At 63.2% G+C, this 17,988-nt stretch carries 16 protein-coding genes; 5 read left to right on the forward strand and 11 right to left on the reverse strand.

Annotated elements, in window-relative coordinates:
* Positions 1–28: 28 nt before the first annotated feature.
* The 9 genes from rpoD to C2I35_RS17735 all read right to left on the reverse strand — a co-directional run bounded on the left by rpoD (position 29) and on the right by C2I35_RS17735 (position 11,698).
* Positions 29–2,020, reverse strand: coding sequence for an RNA polymerase sigma factor RpoD (gene rpoD, locus C2I35_RS17695; protein ID WP_103764381.1), 1,992 nt, complete (start codon positions 2,018–2,020; stop codon positions 29–31).
* 113 nt (positions 2,021–2,133) lie between these two features.
* A complete protein-coding gene (gene dnaG / locus C2I35_RS17700; RefSeq protein ID WP_103764382.1) occupies positions 2,134–4,086 on the reverse strand; it encodes a DNA primase in 1,953 nt (650 codons plus the stop codon).
* A 50-nt stretch (positions 4,087–4,136) separates the two neighbouring features.
* On the reverse strand, positions 4,137–4,466 hold the full coding sequence (locus tag C2I35_RS17705; protein ID WP_146050063.1) for a hypothetical protein: 330 nt from the start codon (positions 4,464–4,466) through the stop codon (positions 4,137–4,139).
* A 41-nt stretch (positions 4,467–4,507) separates the two neighbouring features.
* A complete protein-coding gene (locus tag C2I35_RS17710) occupies positions 4,508–5,059 on the reverse strand; it encodes a sarcosine oxidase subunit gamma (protein WP_103764384.1) in 552 nt (183 codons plus the stop codon).
* Positions 5,052–7,973, reverse strand: a complete 2,922-nt coding sequence (locus C2I35_RS17715) for a sarcosine oxidase subunit alpha family protein (protein WP_103764385.1) — start codon at positions 7,971–7,973, stop codon at positions 5,052–5,054. The genes C2I35_RS17710 and C2I35_RS17715 overlap by 8 nt, the downstream gene beginning before the upstream one ends.
* Positions 7,970–8,233 (reverse strand): sarcosine oxidase subunit delta, encoded by a 264-nt coding sequence (locus C2I35_RS17720; RefSeq protein ID WP_103764386.1) that lies wholly within the window; start codon positions 8,231–8,233, stop codon positions 7,970–7,972. Before C2I35_RS17720 ends, C2I35_RS17715 begins: the two co-directional genes overlap by 4 nt.
* A 62-nt stretch (positions 8,234–8,295) precedes the next feature.
* Positions 8,296–9,549, reverse strand: a complete 1,254-nt coding sequence (locus tag C2I35_RS17725; protein ID WP_103764387.1) for a sarcosine oxidase subunit beta family protein — start codon at positions 9,547–9,549, stop codon at positions 8,296–8,298.
* Between the two features lie 93 nt (positions 9,550–9,642).
* Complete coding sequence (locus C2I35_RS17730; protein WP_146050064.1) at positions 9,643–10,242, reverse strand: DUF6151 family protein; 600 nt, start codon at positions 10,240–10,242, stop codon at positions 9,643–9,645.
* Between the two features lie 22 nt (positions 10,243–10,264).
* On the reverse strand, positions 10,265–11,698 hold the full coding sequence (locus C2I35_RS17735) for a Glu/Leu/Phe/Val family dehydrogenase (protein ID WP_103764389.1): 1,434 nt from the start codon (positions 11,696–11,698) through the stop codon (positions 10,265–10,267).
* A 325-nt stretch (positions 11,699–12,023) separates the two neighbouring features.
* Here C2I35_RS17735 and C2I35_RS17740 point away from each other — a divergent pair, with 325 nt between their 5' ends.
* Genes C2I35_RS17740 through C2I35_RS17750 form a run of 3 tightly spaced genes read left to right on the forward strand, consistent with a single transcriptional unit; the run spans position 12,024 to position 14,931 of the window.
* A complete protein-coding gene (locus tag C2I35_RS17740; RefSeq protein WP_245890535.1) occupies positions 12,024–13,817 on the forward strand; it encodes a pilus assembly protein TadG-related protein in 1,794 nt (597 codons plus the stop codon).
* Entirely contained in the window at positions 13,814–14,350 is a 537-nt protein-coding gene (locus tag C2I35_RS17745) for a TadE/TadG family type IV pilus assembly protein (RefSeq protein ID WP_103764391.1), read from the forward strand. Before C2I35_RS17740 ends, C2I35_RS17745 begins: the two co-directional genes overlap by 4 nt.
* Complete coding sequence (locus C2I35_RS17750; RefSeq protein WP_103764392.1) at positions 14,350–14,931, forward strand: TadE/TadG family type IV pilus assembly protein; 582 nt, start codon at positions 14,350–14,352, stop codon at positions 14,929–14,931. Before C2I35_RS17745 ends, C2I35_RS17750 begins: the two co-directional genes overlap by 1 nt.
* 8 nt (positions 14,932–14,939) lie before the next feature.
* Here C2I35_RS17750 and C2I35_RS17755 read toward each other — a convergent pair whose 3' ends face one another.
* Entirely contained in the window at positions 14,940–15,416 is a 477-nt protein-coding gene (locus C2I35_RS17755; RefSeq protein ID WP_245890536.1) for a hypothetical protein, read from the reverse strand.
* Positions 15,417–15,501: 85 nt separating this feature from the next.
* Positions 15,502–16,092 carry a TetR/AcrR family transcriptional regulator gene (locus tag C2I35_RS17760; RefSeq protein ID WP_103764394.1) on the reverse strand — a complete coding sequence of 197 codons (591 nt, stop codon included), beginning with the start codon at positions 16,090–16,092 and terminating at the stop codon, positions 15,502–15,504.
* 81 nt (positions 16,093–16,173) lie between these two features.
* Between C2I35_RS17760 and C2I35_RS17765 the strand changes: the two genes are divergently transcribed.
* Positions 16,174–16,488, forward strand: a complete 315-nt coding sequence (locus C2I35_RS17765; protein ID WP_103764395.1) for a hypothetical protein — start codon at positions 16,174–16,176, stop codon at positions 16,486–16,488.
* A gap of 157 nt (positions 16,489–16,645) precedes the next feature.
* Positions 16,646–17,932, forward strand: a complete 1,287-nt coding sequence (locus tag C2I35_RS17770; RefSeq protein WP_103764396.1) for a homoserine dehydrogenase — start codon at positions 16,646–16,648, stop codon at positions 17,930–17,932.
* Positions 17,933–17,988 lie beyond the last annotated feature (56 nt).

The following is a 17,988-nucleotide window of genomic DNA, read 5'->3' on the forward strand; positions in this document are numbered from 1 at the left end:
AATGTCATTGGGTGAATAGCCTCACGGCCTACTGATCGAGGAACGACCGCAGCTTTCGCGACCGGCTTGGATGCTTCAGCTTGCGAAGCGCCTTGGCCTCGATCTGGCGAATACGTTCGCGCGTGACCGAGAATTGCTGGCCCACTTCCTCAAGCGTGTGATCCGTATTCATCCCGATGCCGAACCGCATCCGCAGCACGCGTTCCTCGCGCGGCGTCAGGCTCGACAGGACCCGCGTCGTGGTCTCCTTCAGATTGTCCTGAATGGCCGAGTCCAACGGCAGGATCACGTTCTTGTCCTCGATGAAATCGCCCAGCTGCGAGTCCTCTTCGTCGCCGATCGGCGTCTCGAGGCTGATCGGCTCCTTGGCGATCTTCATCACCTTGCGGACCTTCTCAAGCGGCATTTGCAACTTCTCGGCCAGCTCTTCCGGCGTCGGCTCGCGGCCGATCTCGTGCAGCATCTGGCGGCCCGTGCGCACCAGCTTGTTGATCGTCTCTATCATGTGCACCGGGATACGGATCGTGCGCGCCTGGTCGGCGATCGACCGGGTAATGGCCTGGCGGATCCACCACGTCGCATAGGTCGAGAACTTGTAGCCACGACGATACTCGAACTTGTCCACGGCCTTCATCAGGCCGATATTGCCTTCCTGGATCAGGTCCAGGAATTGCAGGCCCCGGTTGGTATACTTTTTGGCGATCGAGATCACGAGCCGCAGGTTGGCCTCGACCATTTCCTTCTTGGCTTGGCGTGCTTCCTTCTCGCCCTTCTGCACCTGATTCACAATGCGGCGGAACTCGCTGATGTCGAGGCCCACGTACTGGCCCACCTGGGCCATGTCGGCGCGCAGTTCTTCCACCTTCTCGGGGCTGCGCTCCATGAACATCTTCCAGCCGCGCCCCTCTTTCTGGGCCATGTCTTCAAGCCAGTTGGGGTCAAGCTCGCGGCCGCGATACGCGTCGACGAATTCCTTGCGGTTGATGCGCGCCTGGTCGGCCAGCTTCACCATGGCCGAGTCGATCTGCATGATCCGGCGGTTGATGCCATAAAGCTGGTCGATCAGCGCCTCGATCCGGTTGTTGTGAAGGTGCAGCGAATTCACCAGTTCCACGATCTCGGACCGCAGCTTCTGGTAGGTCTTTTCCTGTTTGTCACTGAACGACCCGTCCTCGTTCAGCGTGGCCGAGATGCGGCTGTCCTGCATCTCGCTCAGTTTCTCGTAATCCGAGGCAATCCTGTCGAGCGTTTCCAATACGCGCGGCTTCAGCGTGGCTTCCATAGCCGCGAGGCTCATGTTGGCCTGTTCTTCGTCGTCCTCATCGTCGTCGCTGGCGATAGGGTTGCCGTCCGCGTCAAGCTCGGGCTCGCTCTTGTCTTCGGACTTTTCGTTCGGGGCACTGGCAATGTTGGCGGCCTCGACCACGGGCTCGTCGGTCTCGCCGTCGCCCATCTGGTCGCCGAACGTCGTCTCAAGGTCGATCACGTCGCGCAGCAGGATGTCCTCACCCAAAAGCTCGTCGCGCCAGATCGTGATCGCCTGGAAGGTAAGTGGGCTTTCGCACAGGCCCAAAATCATGGTGTTGCGCCCGGCCTCGATCCGCTTGGCGATCGCGATCTCGCCTTCGCGGCTCAGCAGTTCCACGGACCCCATCTCGCGCAGGTACATGCGCACCGGGTCGTCGGTACGGTCGAGCTTTTCGTCCTTGCCCGAGCCAAGCGCAACCTCGCCCTTCTTGCCGATCTCGGCAACGGCGGTGGTCTTCTGCTCTTCTTCCTCGGCTTCTTCTTCCTCGATGATGTTGATGCCCATCTCGGACAACATCGACATGACGTCCTCGATCTGCTCGCTCGACACCTGTTCGGGCGGTAGGACCTTGTTCAACTGGTCATAGGTAATGAAGCCGCGTTCCCGCGCCTCGCCGATCATCTTCTTGACGGCCGCCTGACTCATATCGAGCGAGATTTCGGCGTCCTGTTCTTCGGTCTTTTGATCGTCGTCGGTGTCCTTGGCGGCCATTCAGCTCTCCTGATCCCATCTGGGTGAAGGTGATTCGCTAAACCGAATCAACATGGCGACGGGGTGATTCGCAAACCCTTAACCCCTGATTGCTTAAGATAACATTCAAAGCGTTACCCGTCAGACCCTTTGTTGAACCCGATCTGATCCAGCAACGCATCGAATCGCTCTCTCTCTGCGCGGCTGACCGGGGCACCGTTTTGGCCCCGCTCATATTCCGTCTTGTCTTCCTGCTGGCTGGTCCATGCCCGGTTACGGGCCTGTGCTGCCTCGTTCAGCCGCCATGTCACGGCTTCATCGGCAACACCAGCAATGTCCTGCTCGGCTTCGCGGATTTCGGCCGCCAAACCGCGGTCTGCCTCCAGCTTCGCCAGTGTTTCGCCAACGGTCATGCGGGCAAGCTCCGCATCCCCCGGGCGCCGCACAGCAGGAACTAACGCGACATGGGGCAGCGACAACAGTTTTTCAACCACGTTGAGGCCGAGTCTTTCCGACAATTCGGATTCCAGCGTGCCGGTGCCGCCGGGCTGATGAAAAAGAAGCGCATCGCGGATCTGTCCGTGATGCGGCGGCTCGCATTGCAGGCGATCCAGGTCGACCTCGAACTCCGGCAGGATCTCGGGATTTCGGATCAGCGTGGCCAGAACCACCGCCTCTCGCAGATGGGTCTGCGCCGCATCGCCGGAGGCCACCAGCAGCGAGGATTTCGTCGTCGCCCGCACCGGCTCGATCTTCTGCCACTTGCCATCCCGCGCCGCAAATCCGCCGCCGCTCTTGGGCTTCGGCCGGAACAACTGCCAGCGCAGGTCCTTGATCGCCTGTCCGTAGTGGCTGCGCAGGCTTGGGTCGCGGATTGTCATGATCTTCTCGCGCAGCGCCTTGTCCAGCGCCGCCTTGCGCTCGGGACTGTCGAAATCACGCCCCTCCGTCTCGCGCTGCCACAGCAGGTCGACCATCGGCATGGCCTTGTCCAGCAGCGCCTGAACGGCACTCGCCCCCTCGGCCCGCAAGAGGTCATCGGGGTCCTGCCCCTCTGGCATCAGCACGAAGCGCAGCGACTTGCCCGCCTCCAGCAACGGCAGCGCCAGGTCGATCACCCGGTAGGCCGCGCGCAGCCCCGCCGTGTCGCCATCCAGCGCCACGATCGGCTCTTCCGCGATGCGCCACAGCATGGCTAGTTGGTGTTCCGTCACCGCCGTGCCCAAGGGCGCCACCGATGCGCCGAACCCCGCCTCGGCCAGCGCGATCACGTCCATGTAGCCCTCTGCCACGATCAGCGGCTGCCCCTTGCCCGCCGCCTCGCGCGCAGGTCCGTGATGATAAAGAGTTCGCGACTTGTCGAAAAGCTCGGTTTCCGGGCTGTTGAGGTATTTCGCGTTGTCATCCGGATCCATCGCCCGCCCGCCGAAGGCGATGCAACGCCCCCGCGGGTCGCGGATCGGGAACATGATCCTGTTGCGGAACGTGTCATAGGGCTTGCCGCCCTTGTTGCTCGGCTTGGCCAGCCCGCAGCGCAGGATCAGGTCGTCCTCGACGCCCTTGCCTGTCAGGTGGTCCCACAGATCCTTCCACGCGTCGGCAGCAAACCCGATATCATAACGGTCCTGCGCCGCCTCATCCAGGCCGCGCCCCGCCAAGTAGTCGCGCGCCGCGCCCCCCGCCCCGGCCTTCAGCATCAGGCGGAAATGGCGCACCGCCATCTCCATCACCTCTACCAGCTGCGTGCGCCGGTCGGCCTTGGCCTGGGCTTGAGGGTCGCGCTCGGGCACGGTCATTCCGGCCTCTTGCGCCAGGATCTTTACCGCCTCCATGAACTCCACGTTCTCGGTCTCGCGCACAAAGGAAATGGCGTCGCCCTTCGCGTGACAGCCGAAGCAATAGTAATAGCCCTTGCGATCATCGACGTGAAAGCTGGCCGTCTTTTCGTGGTGGAAAGGGCAAGGTGCCCACATGTCGCCCTTGCCCTGGTTGGACTTGCGGTTGTCCCACATGACCTTGCGCCCCACCACCTGCACGAGGGAGGTGCGGGTGCGCAGCTCGTCAAGGAATCCGGGTGGCAGGCTCATCCCTGTAATATGGTCCAACCGAATGCCCGCGCCAAGGCGGTTTGCACGATTTAGGGCTGGAACCCCAGACAGCCTTCGCGATAGCGCTCTGTCACGACGCGGGCCGCATCCGGCTTGCCCATTTCCTGTGCGTCGATCGTGAACACCCAGTCCACCAGCGGCGGCACCATGGGCGTCAGCCGGGCCTCCACCTTGGCGGCACCGCTGGTCAGCTCTCGCTTGATGCGCTCAGCGTCCTTGCCGGCCTTTCGCTCGGCCGCGGCAATCCCGACGACCTTCGCGGTCTCGGTGCATATGACCGTCTTGTCCACCGCCGCCACGACCGACATCGGCACCGCGAGGCATAGCGCCCCGGCCATCCACAATATCCTGCCAAACATCGCCCGTCCTTTCGGCCACCCCCGGTACAGGCCCAACTCTGTCAACGCGCCGCCCGCACGGCAACCCCTTCCAGCGCCGTGCCAAGCTCATGCACCAGCGTCCGCGAAAAGGCCCGAAAGACCATAAGAAGAAACGTCGCCTCACCCGTGCGCGTCAGCGAGGCCGCCATATGCGCCACTTCCGTCCGCGCCGTGTGCCCCACTCCGAACACCCCGGTCCGCAGGTCTACCGGCGTCAGCCGCGCCAGCGCCTCGGCGGCCCTGTCGCCCTCGATCTCGACAGCCGCCCACGCATCGCTTTGATCCACCAGCGCCGCATGAACCGACAGTCCCTCACCCGGCTCCACACCGATCAGCAGGGCCTGCGTGCGCCCGAACCACATCACACCGCGCTCCGTCGTTCCTGTCATTCGCCCCGCGTCGGGCCAGCGCAGCCCATGCCCGGCCTCCAGCGCGCCCGAAAGCGCGTCATCCGCGCCGCGATAGGGCATGACAAGTGTCAGCGCGCCAAGGTCGACCTCGCGCAGCGCGACACCGCCGATCCTTGTCGGCATCATTCCGTCCATCGGGCTCTGCGCCGTCAGCTCACCCACGCATCCGCCCTCCCTCGGGATCGAAACCGCCCGGCGCAACGACCTCGCACAGCGTCGCCGAGCCTTTCAGATGCTCCACCATCCGCACATGCTCACCGATCCGCGCCCGGCCCCGTGCCAGAAACCCGAGCCCGATCACATGCCCCAGCATCGGTGAAAACGCCACCGAAGTGATGTAGCCCTCGTCGGTCTCGCTCACCGCCTCCGCGCCAGGAGCGAAAAGATGCGCCCCCGCGATCAGTTCCTTCACCGCGCCCACCGGCTTCAGCCCCACAAGCTGCGCCCGGTCCTCGTCCATCAATCCCGGCCGCGCCGCCATCGCCTTGCCGATGAAATCCTTCCTGTCGCTCATCATGCCCTGCATCCCGATGTCGAACGCCGTGGTGCGCCCGTGGATCTCGGCATGGGTGATGAACCCTTTCTCGATCCGCATGACATTGAGCGCCTCCATACCATAAGGACCGCCCTCCCGCGCCTCGGCCTTCTCGACCAGCAGATCAAAGAGCGCCGCGCCATATCGCGACGGCACCGCGATCTCATAGGCCAGCTCGCCCGAGAACGAGATCCGGAAAAGCCGCGCCCCGATGCCACCCGTTCGCACGTCCCCGCACGCCATGAAGGGCCAGTCCTCGTTGCCAAGCGCCTGCCCGACCACCTCCTCCAGCAGCGTCCGTGATTTCGGCCCGGCTACCGCGAACTGAGCCCATTGCTCGGTAACCGAGGCAAAGCGCACATCCAGATCGGGCCGCAGCACCTGGTGAGCGAACTCCATGTGCCGCATCACCTGTCCCGCTGCCGCCGTGGTGGTGGAGACAAGAAAATGCCGGTCGCCCAGGCGCGCGCAAGTGCCGTCATCCATGACATGCCCGTCCACGCGCAGCATCAGGCCATAGCGCACACGCCCCACCTTCAGCGTCGACATCATGCCGGTGTACAGGAAATCGAGGAACGCCGCCGCATCCGGCCCTTGCACGTCGATTTTTCCCAGTGTCGAGACATCGCAGATGCCGACGTGGTCGCGCACCATCCGCACCTCGCGGTCGCAGGATTGCCGCCACTGCGTTTCACCCGCCTTTGGGAAATAGCTGGGCCGGTACCACAGCCCCGCTTCGATCATCGGCGCGTTGCGCGCGACACTGGCCGCGTGCGAGGTGGTGAACCGCTCCGGCGCGAAACCCTTGCCTTTCGCCCCCGCGCCCATTGCGGCAATCGGCACCGGCACATAAGGCGGGCGAAAGGTGGTCGTCCCGGTCTCTGCGATCCCGCGCCCGGTGGCGTCGGCCAAGACCGCCAGCGCCGCGACGTTGGAATTCTTGCCCTGGTCCGGGGCCATGCCCTGGGTGGTGTAGCGCTTCATGTGCTCGACCGAGGTAAAATTCTCCTGCGCAGCCAGCGTCACGTCCTTCACCGTGACGTCATTCTGGAAATCCAGCCATGACCGGCCCTTGCCCGGAACATGCCAAAACGGCGTGATCTCATAGGTGCCGTCTTCCGCCCCCGGCACAGGCGCCTCAACCGCTTGCAGCCCAAGGTCCTCCACCACCGCCCTGCCCGCCGCAGCACCGCTTTCCAGACATCCGCGGGTCGAGAACGCCCCCATCGCCGCTCCCGCATAGCGCATCCCCGGCACCGCCCCCTCGCGCGGCAGGAACGCCGCCAGCCCTTCGTCCCACACGGGCCGCCCGCCCATGTGACAGCTCAGGTGCACGCTCGGGTTCCACCCGCCCGACATGGCCAGCACGTCGGCCTGCACCGCCTCGATCCGGTCGCCCTGCCGAAAGCGCACGGCCTCCACCCCCTTGCGCCCAACGGTGCCACAGACCTGCCCACCCGCGTAAAACGGCACGTCGAGGTCACAGACCGCATCCGCTCGCGCGTCGATCAGCGCCGATACATGAACGCCCGCCGCCTTCAAGTCCCGCGCCGTTCGATGTCCCGCATCGCTGTTGGCGAAAACCGCTACGCGGCGTCCGGGGCATACCCGCCAACGGTTCACATAGGCCCTCAGGGCGCCCGCCATCATAACACCGGGCCGGTCGTTGTTGGCGAATGCCACGGGCCGTTCGATCGCCCCCGCCGCCAGAACCGACCGCTTGGCGACGATCCGCCAGAAGCATCCCTTCAACGCGCGATCCGCCTCAGTCGCCAAACGCTCCAGCGCAGCATATGTGCCCTGATCATAGCCCCCCACCACCGCGGTGCGCGTCATCACCCGCACATTCCCCATAGCCGCCAGCCGCACCCGCATCGCTTCGGCCCAGGCATGACCTGCCTGCCCATCCACCTCCTCGACCTCGGCATTCAGCCGTCCGCCCGCCCGCGTGTCCTCCTCGGCCAGGATCACGTCCGCCCCGGCCTCGGCCGCCGTCATCGCGGCCATCAGCCCGGAAGGTCCCGCGCCGATGACCAGAACGTCGCAATGCGCAAAGGCGCGCTCCCACCGTTCCGGACCCGTCTTTCGCGACAGGGTGCCCAGCCCGGCTGCCCGGCGAATGACCGGCTCGTAGACCTTCTCCCAGAACGCCCTCGGCCACATGAAGGTCTTGTAGTAGAACCCCGCGCCAAGGAACGGCGCACCGAGGTCGTTCACCGCCATCAGGTCGAACTCAACCGACGGCCACGCGTTCTGCCCGAACGCCTGCAACCCTTCGTACAGCTCCACCATCGTGGCCCGCGCATTGGGCTCCTGCCCCGCACCGTGCCCCAGGGTGACTAACGCATTGGGCTCCTCGCTGCCCGCAGTGAAAACGCCCCGCGGCCGGTGATACTTGAACGACCGCGCCACCACCTTGACCCCCGCGCCCATCAGCGCCGAGGCCAACGTGTCGCCCTCAAACCCAAGGTGTTGCCGCCCATCGAAGGTAAAAGCCAGTGGCCGTGACCGGTCGATCAGCCCGTCACCGTCCAGCCTCATCGCGCCGCCTCTTCCGCCAGCACCGCGCTCAGAACCGCATGGCTGGCCGTGTCCCGCGTCACCACGAGCCACGCGCCGCAGCCGCTTTCGTGAAACCACAGGTCGCGCGTCTCGCCACAGGGGTTCTCGCGGTTGTGCACGTAATCGTCCCATGCCTTCGCGCCCGCGCCTTCACCGGGGCGTTCCAGCGCCACCGCGTGACCGGCATAGTAAAACTCCCGGCGGTCCCGCTCGCCGCAGATCGGACAGGGCAGCCTCATGCCACCACCCCCGGCTTTTTCTTGCCAGAAATACTCATGGACGGACGCCCGCCAATAGCACCTCAATGCAGGTTGTGCTGTGCACCGGTCCCCTCCTCATCCATCAGCCCACGCCCGGTGCGGAACCGGTCCAGCCGCAGCCGTTCCGCCGCCTTGTGCGGGCGGTCCGTCGCCACCAGATGCGCCATGCAATGTCCAGAGCCGGGCACCGCTTTGAATCCGCCATAGCACCAGCCACAATTCAGGTAGAGTCCCTCGACCGGCGCGCGGTCGATAATCGGGCTGCCATCCGGGCTCATGTCCATGATTCCGCCCCAGCTGCGCAGCACCTTCGCCTGTCCGATCATCGGCATCAGGGTCATGCCTGCCTCCATCACGTGCTCGACCAGCGGCAGGTTCCCCCGCGCGGCATAGCTGGCATACATGTCCAGGTCCCCGCCAAAAACCAGCCCGCCCTTGTCCGACTGGCTGATATAGAAATGCCCCATGCCAAAACTGACCACGTGGTCGATGCAGGGTTTCAACCCTTCTGTTACGAAGGCCTGCAACACATGGCTCTCGATCGGCAGGCGCATTCCGGCCATCGCGGCCACCTGGCTTGACCGGCCCGCGACGATCACCGCGACCTTCTTGGCCCGGATCGCCCCGCGTGAGGTCTGCACGCCTTTGACCACGCCGCCCTCGATGTCGATGCCCGTCACCTCGCAGTTCTGGATCAGGTCCACACCCCGGTCGCTCGCCCCGCGGGCATAGCCCCAAGCCACCGCATCATGCCGCGCCGTTCCTGCGCGCCGCTGCAATAGGCCGCCATAGATGGGGAACCGCGCCTGCGCGTAATCAAGGTACGGCAACACCTTCTTCAACTGCGCAACGCTCAGCAGCTCCGCGTCATCGCCCTGGTTGCGCATCGCGTTGCCACGGCGGATCGCCGCGTCGCGCTGCCCGTCGGAGTGGAACACCACGATCTGCCCGCGCTGCGAATGCATCACGTTGTAGTTCAGCTCCTGCTCCAACCCTTCCCACAGCTTCAGCGAGTGGCTGTAAAATTCCGAGTTGCCGGGCAGGAAATAATTCGCCCGCACGATGGTGGTATTGCGCCCCACATTTCCGCCGCCCAGGTACCCTTTTTCCAGTACCGCCACGTTCGTGATCCCGTGCTCGCGCGCCAGGTAATAGGCGGTCGACAGCCCATGCCCGCCGCCCCCGATGATCACCACGTCATAGGCATCCTTCGGGCTTGCATCGCGCCAATGCGCCTGCCAGCCACGATTGCCGGTCAGACCTTCCCTGAGGACGCGCAGCCCCGAAAACCGCATCTTGTCATCTCCATCGCCACGGGCGCGAGTGAAGCAAGTTCGAAGAGGAATGGCAACTGGCCCCTGCGCCCACGAGCGGCGAAACCGGACCGTTCAGCGCAGGTGGTCTGGCGTGGCCCGCTGGCGCTGCTCCAAAGGAATGACAGAGACCGGCGCGATCGGCACACCTTCCGCAGTTAGAAGAGGGTTCGACTTTGCCCGCCCGCTGGTCCACGCACTAGTCATACAGCCCAGAACACGAAGGCCTGCGCCGATAAATCCACGATCGGACTGGGGCGCGCCTGGTTCGGGCCTTGCATGTTTCGTAAACGCCCGGCATCGCGACGGTCCCAGCCCGGACGCCATGCCGTCCAACTCTGCCTGCAGAAGAACCACGCCGACAAAGGGCAAGCCCACCCGCGACATGGTGTTGAAGATCGGCGTATCGCAGCATCTCGCGTGCCAGCGGAACAAGCCTTTGGGCGACAGGCGAAGTATTACGAGATGCTCCGCCCCGGCGTCGATCGTGACCCGATCCGGCGTCGTCTGCCAAATCTCGCTGCCGCCGCCGGGCGACAAGAGCTCGTCCGCGTGACCAAACAGGCCCGCCGCGGTCTGACAGTCCTTGCAGTAGCAGGTCACACGGGTGCCCGCCCCGCTGGCGGGCACCGCGAGTGTCACTTCGACCGCGCCGCAGCGGCAGGTCTTTTTCACCGTCGCGGCCAAATGTCCGCGCCTAGAGGCCCGCGGCGCGATAGCTGGTCGCGACCTTGTCGATCGATACAAGGTAGGCCGCCGTCCGCAGGTCGGTCACGTCCTCGCGGGCGTGCCACGTCTCGCGCATGGTCTGGTAGGCCGCGCGCATCGTGTCGTCCAGGCCAGACCGCACCAGTTCAAGCTCGCCTGCACCGCGCAGGTACTTCTGCTTGAAATCCGGCGTCATCGACCACGCGCCTTCAAGATGATCGTCCAGCCGGCTTAACTCGCGTACGATCAGTTCGTGGCGCGCCTCTTCCTGCCTGCGGCCCATCCGCCCGAACCGGATATGGCTCAGGTTCTTGACCCACTCGAAATAGGACACCGTCACACCGCCCGCGTTGGCATACATGTCCGGAATGATCACCGTGCCCTTGCCACGCAGAATCTCGTCTGCACCCGCCGTAACTGGACCATTCGCGGCCTCGATGATCAGCGGCGCCTTAATACGGTCAGCATTGCCAAGGTTGATCACACCCTCCATCGCGGCCGGGATCAGGATGTCGCACTCCTCTTCCAGGTATCTGGCGCCATCCTTGATGTAGTTCCCCGACGGAAACCCGTCGACGCCGCCATGCTTGGCGATCCAGGTCCGCAGCTCATCGATGTTCAGCCCGGTCTCGTCGTAGAGGCCACCGTCGCGCTCGATCACCGCGATCACCTTGCAGCCATCTTCCTCGGACAGGAACTTGGCCGCATGATAGCCCACATTGCCGAGGCCCTGCACGATCACTCGCTTGCCGTCCAGTGACCCGCTCATGCCGGTTGCTTTCACGTCCTCGGGATGACGGAAGAACTCCTGCAACGCGTATTGCACGCCGCGGCCGGTGGCCTCGGTCCGGCCCTGGATACCGCCGGCATGGACCGGCTTGCCCGTAACGCAGGCGCGGCTGTTGATGTCGGTGGTGTTCATCCGGCGGTACTGGTCGGCGATCCATGCCATCTCGCGCTCGCCCGTGCCCATGTCGGGCGCAGGCACGTTCTGCGCGGGATGGATCAGGTCGCGCTTGGCCAGCTCGTAGGCGAACCGTCGCGTGATCAACTCCAGCTCATGCTCATCCCATTCGAGCGGGTCCACGCACAATCCGCCCTTCGATCCACCGAAAGGCGCCTCGACCAATGCACACTTGTAGGTCATCAGCGCCGCCAGCGCCTCGACCTCGTCCTGGTTCACCGCCATGGAATAGCGGATGCCGCCCTTCACGGGCTCCATGTGCTCGGAATGCACGCTGCGATAGCCGGTGAAGGTGTGGATGTGCCCGCGCAGGCGGACCCCGAACCGCACCGTGTAGGTCGCGTTGCAGACCCGGATCTTCTCTTCCAGGCCCGGCGGCAGATCCATCAGCGATACCGCGCGGTTGAACATCAGGTCCACGCTTTCGCGAAACGTCGGCTCCTTGATAGGTGCATTCATGGTTGGGTCTCCCTCTTCTGGCGCATGTGGCACGACTCCCCATAGCCCGCATGCATGTCACAATGGTTAAGCGAAGTGTCCCAATTGTCCACCATAGATGCCCGCCGCCTCCCGGGTGCCTGTGCGCCGCGCGGCCGAGCCGCGATTCCCGGCTTTGTCGACCGTTCCGTAACAGTCTGGAAGATTTGAAAGATTTATCTCTTGCTGGTCGTCAATACTGCCAATTTCTTCCCGTTTTCGCCTTAATTTGACCATAGACCTTCCTGATAACAACAGGGATTTAATCCGTTCCTGGGGCGGGAACCATCCGAAGAGGTGTCAAAAAATGATCGTGTCGAAATTTATAATCCGGTCGCAACAAAGTACATCCCTGCCGACATACGCAATGGCGCGTAGCCGCGTTTCGAATTTCCGCAAAGACGAGGATGGCTCGATGGTCATCCTCACGCTTTTCATCTTCATCTTCATGCTCGTGATGGCCGGCCTCGGCATCGACACGATGCGCCACGAGATGCACCGCGCGCACCTGCAGGCGACGCTCGACTCCGCCGTTCTGGCCGGGGCCGGCGCCTCGTCAGAAGATGAAGCCAAGCATGTCGTCGAAGATTACTTCGCCAAATCTGGGATGGCACAATACCTCAAAATGATCAACGAAGACGACATCACAATGACACTCAACACGTCTAAAGTGACGGCGTCCGCCGATTTCGACATGGACACATACCTGATGAAGCTTTCAGGAGTGGAGCAGCTCTCGGCCACGGTCCAGTCTACGGCCGAGATGCGGATACCCAAGCTCGAAGTAGTTCTCGTCCTGGACGTATCCGGATCGATGGATGACAACGGGAAGATCGGCAATCTCAAGACTGCAGCCAAGTCATTTGTGACTAAAATCCTTGGCAACTCCGTGGAAGGCAGCACCGTTATCTCTATTGTGCCGTTCAGCACTTCAGTCACGCCCACGGACGGGATCTTCAAGGTTTTGGCCGTCGGCCAAGACCATTCGTACTCCAACTGTCTCTATCTCGAAGAAAACGACTACTCACACGCTTCTCTAGCGACGGGCTCCTCTTCCAACAGTTCGGGACAGAACCTCAAGCAGGCCGTGTACACCTCGATGTATGGCGGGTTTGACAATTTGGATTCGGAATGGCGGTCCTGCTATACGGACGAGTACTTCCAGATAATGCCCTATTCTTTCAGCGTCTCGGATCTGCACGCCAAGATCGACGGGCTTGAAGCTGCAGGCAACACGTCGACCGATCAGGGGATCAAATACGGCTCCGCACTGTTGCACCCTGATTGGCGCGAAGTATCTGCGTCGCTCATTGCTGACGGGGAAATCGATGCATCTCTAACGAACGTCCCCGCCGACTACGACCAGCCTGAAACGCTTAAGGTTATGATCGTCATGGGCGACGGACAGAACACCACGACATATTTCTTTGACAAGTCGAACCCCGAATTCCGAGGCGCCCATTCTGATCTCCACAAGGTCAAGTACGAGAACATGGAATTCCAGTACGCCTACCAGAACCGCAACAAGGACCGTCACTATTATCACCCTTTGTACGAACAAATGTGTTCCAGAGGCGGATGGGAATGCATCTATAAAGGTGACGGCGTGGAAAGATCGGCATATTTTCTTGAAGATCCCGATCCGACCAACCGACACGGGGATTACGAGAGAGAGGCTTTCTATAACGTTGAGTTAGGTAGCTGGCACACGGCCGCGGAATTCAATGATTTCAAAAATAGCATCCCCGGTTTCATTTCCAGCGAAGATCTTTCTTGGGAAGAGGCGTGGGGTCTGATGTCGCCTTACTACTATGGGCAGATAACGGGCAACTGGGAGCCTTGGAATGACTATCGCTATTCCGAAAGCATCACCGGCGAAACCAAAAACCGGCGGATGAACGAAGTCTGCGGTGCCGCGAAAAGGGCAGGCTCTATCATCTACACGATTGGCTTTGAAATCTCGGAGGGTGGCGTTGCCGAAACTGCTCTGAAAGGCTGCGCTTCGTCCAACGCGCATTACTACCGTGTCGAGGGCCTCGACATCACCGATGCGTTCGGTTCCATCGCCGGCAACATGCAAGCCCTGAGGTTGACGCAATGATCCGCAGACTTAAAACAGCGCTTTTGCGTCTGGGCTATGAAGAAAGCGGCTCGGCATCGGTCGAATTCGTCATCATTTTTCCGATCTATCTGTCGTTCATCCTGATGTCGATCGAGCTGGGTTTCGTGACGATGCGCCACACGCTGCTGGAACGCGGCATGGATATCGCGGTGCGCGAGGTACGCCTCGGGACAGGTACCGCCCCCCAGCATGACGCCATCAAGGATATTGTCTGCGACAACGCAGTCATGGTTCTGAACTGCAAGGACAAGCTGCGGCTGGAAATGCGCCCGGCCGACATCTTCGCTCTGCAATCGCTGGATACGACGGCTGACTGCACGGACAAGGCCGAACCGGCCAAGCCCGTGCGCACCTTCACCCCCGGTGTCGCAAACCAGCTGATGCTGATGCGCGCCTGTTACAAGTACGAGCCCTTCTTCCCCAAGGAATTCCTGGGCTCGGCACTTGAGAAGGATGGCAGCGGCGAGGCTTCGATCATTTCCATGACCGCCTTCGTACAGGAGCCGAACTGATGCTGATGGCCCGTCTCAAAGTTTCCCTGCGCAGTTTTCTCGAAGGAACGCGCGGCTCGCTCACGGTCGAATCCGTGCTGTCACTGCCCCTGCTCTTCTGGGGTATGGCCGCCACTTTCGACTTCTTCGAGATCCACCGCTACAAGAGCGTCCGTGAAAAGGGCACGTTCACCATCGCGGACATGATCTCTCGCGAAACGCGGGCGGCCGGCCTGACTTCGATTTATATTGACAACGCCAAGATCCTGTTCGACGAGATCACCAACGACAACGGCGTCAACCAGATCCGCGTCTCGGTCGTGTCCTACGACAAAGACGACGACGAATACGGTATCGCCTGGTCGCAGGTGCGCGGCACAGGCCCCATGGCCCAGTTGACCACCGCGCAGGTCAAGGACTCGCATGCTACCCTGCCCGACGTCGCGGACGGCGAAGAGATCATCCTGGTCGAGTCCACCTCGTCCTATGAACCGCTCTTCAACGTTGGCCTCAACGACGTGACCATCAGCACCCGGGTGTTCAGCGCGATCCGCTTCGCGCCCCAGATCTGCTACGAAGGGATCTGCGGGCTTCAGAATTAATCCGCGCCTCAGGCGCGATCTGCCATCAGGGCGGCGATCATCTCGGCCATCATTTTCGACTGGTGTCCGGGCGTGACCCCGCCCAGCCCGATCCGGCGACCGATCCGCCACCACAGCCCCGGGCGCCACCGCGCCGGGGCTTTCGTTTTCGCCTTCACAAGAAAGCCGTTCGACGGTTTGAAGGCGAACAGGCCCCGGTCCATCGTCTCGATATCAGAAATCGCCACGATCACCTCGCCGTCGCTGCTGCGCACCGCGTACCGTGTCAGTTCGACCCTCTGCGCCGTGGCCCGGCGCATCGCGTCTCCCATCCAGACCGCCGCGGCGCCCAGCAGAACCAGGAACAGCTGCCAGGCAACCGCATCGAAACTGCGCGTCAGCCCGATCCAGATCAGCACCGCTCCCAGCACCGCAAGGCAACCGACGCCCAGCACGCGCCGCCCTGTCGATGCCTGCATGACCGCCAATACCTCGTCGTCGTCCATCCCCGCCGTCTCCATGTTCGGTTGGCGGCCTGATAGCCGGATTGCGGACTCGGCGCGAGTGCGAAAAGAAACGCTCCGCCCGGCGCTATCCCTCGACCAGCCGGCGCACCATGTCCCAATACAGCGTCTCGACCTCGTCCAGGTTCAGCCGTCCCGCCTCGCGATACCAGGTATTGACCCCGGTCAGCAGAGCGATGACCGCCATCGCCGTGATCCGCGGCTCGGCCAAGGTAAAGACCCCCGCGTCCTTCCCGGCGCACAGGATCTCCTCCAGCCGGGTCTCGTAGACCCGACGCATTTCGGTGACAGCTTCAAAATTCTCGGCCGTCAGGTTACGCAACTCCATGTAGGACACGAACACGGCGTCGGCCCGCCGCGTATTGAACCGGATGTGGAACCGCGTGAACGCCTCGAGCCGGGCGCGGGGATCGTCGCCGCCTGGGTCCTCGGCCTGCCATGCGGCCAACAACGCGTCCATGTGCTCGCGCATCAGGTCAAACAGCAGCGATTGCTTGTCGGGCGTATAATTGTAGAGCGCCCCCGCCTGCACCCCAACCTCGTTCGCGATCTGCCGCATCGAAACGGCGGCAAACCCGTGCCGCGCGAAAAGCCGCATCGCGGCCTCGCGCACCCGCGGGCCTGTGGTCTTGGAATGCGAACCTTGCGTGCGTGCCATGCAATATAGGTAACTGAACGACCGTTCAGATAAAAGCCCCGCTTGCCTGTCGACCGTGATCGGTGGCATGAGAGACGCACCATGACGTCGACGCGCTACTTCATAGGCCTCACAGCCCTCACGCTGACCCTCGCGCTGTCGGCCTGCACCCAGTTTCCCGAACTGGACGACGCTACGTCTCGCGAAACGCGGCGCGCGCCCTATCCCGACTTTCTGCCGGTCGAGGACCTGCGCGCCCGCGTCGCCGCGCCGCGCACCAGCGAGCAGACCACCCGCACGCTCGAGGCCCGCGTCGCCGCCCTGCGCGCCCGCGCCGCCCGTCTGCGCGGCTCCGTAATCAACGATACCTCGCGGGCGCGGCTCGACCGCAAGATCACGATCGACGTGCCGCAATAACACCCGCCACCCAGCGCGCCCGAAATCGTTCAAAGATTTCGCTCCGTTTTCTTTTCAAGAAAACGGCCTCGCGCGGCAAGAAACCCGCGTTGCAAGGCCTGTCGCAACCGGCTAAACCCCAGTCAACCCGCCTCGACAAAATCTCAAGGAAACGCCCATGACTACCCCCCTTCGCCTCGGGATCGCCGGGCTCGGCACCGTCGGCACCGGCGTCGTCAAGATAGTTCGCCAGAAGGCCAGCCTTCTCGCTGCCCGCGCCGGCCGCCCGATTGCGATTTCCGCCGTCTCCGCCCGCACCCGTGACAAGGATCGCGGCGTCTCTCTATCGAGCTATGAGTGGGAAGACGATCCGGTGGCGCTGGCCACCCGCGACGATGTCGATGTCTTCATCGAACTGATGGGCGGTTCCGACGGTCCCGCCAAGGCCGCGACCGAGGCCGCGCTTGCCGCCGGCAAGGACGTGGTCACAGCCAACAAGGCGATGCTCGCCATCCACGGTCAAGCCCTCGCCGAACAGGCCGAATCCGCAGGCCGCACCCTGCGCTTCGAGGCCGCCGTCGCGGGCGGCATCCCCGTGATCAAGGCCCTGACCGAGGGGCTCGCCGGCAACGAGATCACCCGCGTCATGGGCGTGATGAATGGCACCTGCAACTACATCCTGACCCGGATGCAGTCCTCCGGCCTGCCTTATGAGGACGTCTTCGAGGAAGCAAACCAACTGGGCTATCTCGAGGCCGATCCGAACCTCGACGTCGGCGGCATCGACGCAGGCCACAAGCTGGCCATCCTCGCCTCCATCGCCTTCGGTACGCAGGTCGATTTCGACGCCATCAGCCTTGAAGGCATCCAGAAAATCACCATCGCCGACATCAAACAGGCCGCCGATATGGGCTACCGCATAAAGCTTCTGGGCGTCGCCCGGATGACCGGGCGCGGGCTGGAACAGCGCATGTCGCCCTGCCTCGTGCCGAAAAACTCTCCGCTGGGCCAGCTTGAAGGCGGCACCAACATGGTCGTCCTCGAAGGCGACGCCGTGGAACAGATCGTCTTGCGCGGCCCCGGCGCCGGCGAAGGACCCACCGCCAGCGCGGTTATGGGCGACGTGATGGACATCGCACGCGGCGTGCGACTGCCCACCTTCGGCATTCCTGCCACCGACCTCGGCAAACCGGCCACGGCGTCCGAAGCAGCGGCCGTGCCCTACTACCTGCGCATGGCGCTGCACGACAAGCCCGGTGCGCTGGCCAAAGTCGCCACCATCCTTGGCAACGCCGGCGTGTCGATCGACCGGATGCGCCAGTACCGTCACGAAGAGGCGACCGCCCCGGTGCTGATCGTCACCCACAAGACCGCGCCATCGGCACTGGCCTCGGCGCTCGAGGCGTTGTCGCAGGTCGATGTCGTCGCTTCCTCTCCCGTCGCCCTGCGCATCGAAAGCGTCTAAGGCACGCGCCCGACCTTGTGCCACGCCGGGCCAGCCGTTAATGCTGGACCGGCCTC

Source organism: Roseovarius confluentis (genome assembly GCF_002917925.1).
GTDB classification, from domain to species: Bacteria; Pseudomonadota; Alphaproteobacteria; order Rhodobacterales; family Rhodobacteraceae; genus Roseovarius; species Roseovarius confluentis.

What these genes read in the sequence shown, in the direction of transcription:
- rpoD (WP_103764381.1), bottom strand. Translation starts at nt 2,020, where the DNA reads ATGGCCGCCAAGGACACCGACGACGATCAAAAGACCGAAGAACAGGAC.
- dnaG (WP_103764382.1), bottom strand. Translation starts at nt 4,086, where the DNA reads ATGAGCCTGCCACCCGGATTCCTTGACGAGCTGCGCACCCGCACCTCC.
- C2I35_RS17705 (WP_146050063.1), bottom strand. Translation starts at nt 4,466, where the DNA reads ATGTTTGGCAGGATATTGTGGATGGCCGGGGCGCTATGCCTCGCGGTG.
- C2I35_RS17715 (WP_103764385.1), bottom strand. Translation starts at nt 7,973, where the DNA reads ATGAGGCTGGACGGTGACGGGCTGATCGACCGGTCACGGCCACTGGCT.
- C2I35_RS17720 (WP_103764386.1), bottom strand. Translation starts at nt 8,233, where the DNA reads ATGAGGCTGCCCTGTCCGATCTGCGGCGAGCGGGACCGCCGGGAGTTT.
- C2I35_RS17725 (WP_103764387.1), bottom strand. Translation starts at nt 9,549, where the DNA reads ATGCGGTTTTCGGGGCTGCGCGTCCTCAGGGAAGGTCTGACCGGCAAT.
- C2I35_RS17735 (WP_103764389.1), bottom strand. Translation starts at nt 11,698, where the DNA reads ATGAATGCACCTATCAAGGAGCCGACGTTTCGCGAAAGCGTGGACCTG.
- C2I35_RS17740 (WP_245890535.1), top strand. Translation starts at nt 12,024, where the DNA reads ATGATCGTGTCGAAATTTATAATCCGGTCGCAACAAAGTACATCCCTG.
- C2I35_RS17745 (WP_103764391.1), top strand. Translation starts at nt 13,814, where the DNA reads ATGATCCGCAGACTTAAAACAGCGCTTTTGCGTCTGGGCTATGAAGAA.
- C2I35_RS17750 (WP_103764392.1), top strand. Translation starts at nt 14,350, where the DNA reads ATGCTGATGGCCCGTCTCAAAGTTTCCCTGCGCAGTTTTCTCGAAGGA.
- C2I35_RS17755 (WP_245890536.1), bottom strand. Translation starts at nt 15,416, where the DNA reads ATGGACGACGACGAGGTATTGGCGGTCATGCAGGCATCGACAGGGCGG.
- C2I35_RS17760 (WP_103764394.1), bottom strand. Translation starts at nt 16,092, where the DNA reads ATGGCACGCACGCAAGGTTCGCATTCCAAGACCACAGGCCCGCGGGTG.
- C2I35_RS17765 (WP_103764395.1), top strand. Translation starts at nt 16,174, where the DNA reads ATGACGTCGACGCGCTACTTCATAGGCCTCACAGCCCTCACGCTGACC.
- C2I35_RS17770 (WP_103764396.1), top strand. Translation starts at nt 16,646, where the DNA reads ATGACTACCCCCCTTCGCCTCGGGATCGCCGGGCTCGGCACCGTCGGC.